General features: G+C 47.8%; 1 protein-coding gene. It reads left to right on the forward strand.

What is annotated here, in order from left to right; translation table 11 throughout:
- Nucleotides 1-1,242 (forward strand): intermembrane transport protein PqiB (pqiB, locus tag R7E42_RS24575; RefSeq protein WP_318073175.1); only part of this gene is annotated, 1,242 nt, incomplete at both ends.

Genomic DNA, 1,242 nt, shown 5'->3' on the forward strand with positions numbered 1-1,242 from the left:
GCGGAGCGCATGCTGCGAGATGACACCATGTTTTGGGTGGTGAAGCCGCGCATTGGCCGTGATGGCGTCTCTGGTTTGGAAACCCTTCTCTCCGGTGCTTACATTCAATTGCAACCGGGCAGTTCTGAAGTCGAAAAAGATCATTTCGCAGTTCTGGATGTGCCACCTGTCGCTTCGCCTGACGCAGAAGGTCTGCGCATTGTCTTGACTCACCGTGAAGCAGGTAAGCTTGGTGTAGGTGACCCGGTTATTTATAAAGGCTTTACGGTTGGGCGAGTAGAGAAAACCAGCTTTGACGTAGATACGCGCCGTGCTCTTTACCAACTTTTCATCTTTAAGCCTTACGACAGTTTAGTGCGCACTCGCACCAAATTCTGGCTCAATTCAGGCCTCGATCTACAGTTGAATGCGGAAGGGTTTGAAGTGAAATTTGGCTCGCTTGAAAGCCTTCTTACTGGTGGCGTCACCTTTGATAGCATTCCTGGAATGGAGTCAGGCGAAGCTCTTACCAAAGACATGACGAACTTCCGTTTGTACGATGATGTTAAACAAGTACGCGAAGGCATGTACGACGAATACATCGAATTCGTAATGCTATTCGAAGAGTCCGTTCGTGGCCTAAAACGCAAAGCTCCGGTTGAATACCGAGGCCTGCGCATTGGTACAGTAATGAGAGTGCCTATGCGTCTTCCAACTCCAGAAGAGCATTTCTCGGCGAAGAGAATTCCGGTGTTAGTCCGTATTGAGCTTGGCCGTGTATACGGTGATGTTGAGTCCCACTCGATGGAAATGTTCAAAGAGAAACTAAAAGACGAGTTTGCAAAAGGGCTTCGCGGCACACTAAAAACCGGGAATTTGTTGACTGGTGCACTGTACATTGATGCGGATTTTTATCCAGACGATACGCCATATGAGGCAAACACGTATGAAGGGCTAGACGTATTCCCTACAATGCGAGGTGGCTTTGCACAGGTTCAGCGCCAAGTAAATGACTTCTTAAACAAGCTTAATAACTTACCAATGGAAGATACATTAACGTCTCTGAACGCAACGTTGAAAACGTCTGAGCGCACCTTGGCGTCCGCAGAAAAAGTGGCGAATAGCATAGATAAGCTCTTAAGCCAAAAAGACACACAAGAGATCCCTGCAGATATTCGCCAAAGCGTGCAGCAACTGCAAAAAACGCTGGAGGGATACGGCCGTAACTCGACAATGTACAGTGAGATGGAATCGACATTGAAA

The organism is Vibrio sp. Vb1337, assembly GCF_033338715.1.
GTDB lineage: Bacteria > Pseudomonadota > Gammaproteobacteria > Enterobacterales > Vibrionaceae > Vibrio > Vibrio alginolyticus.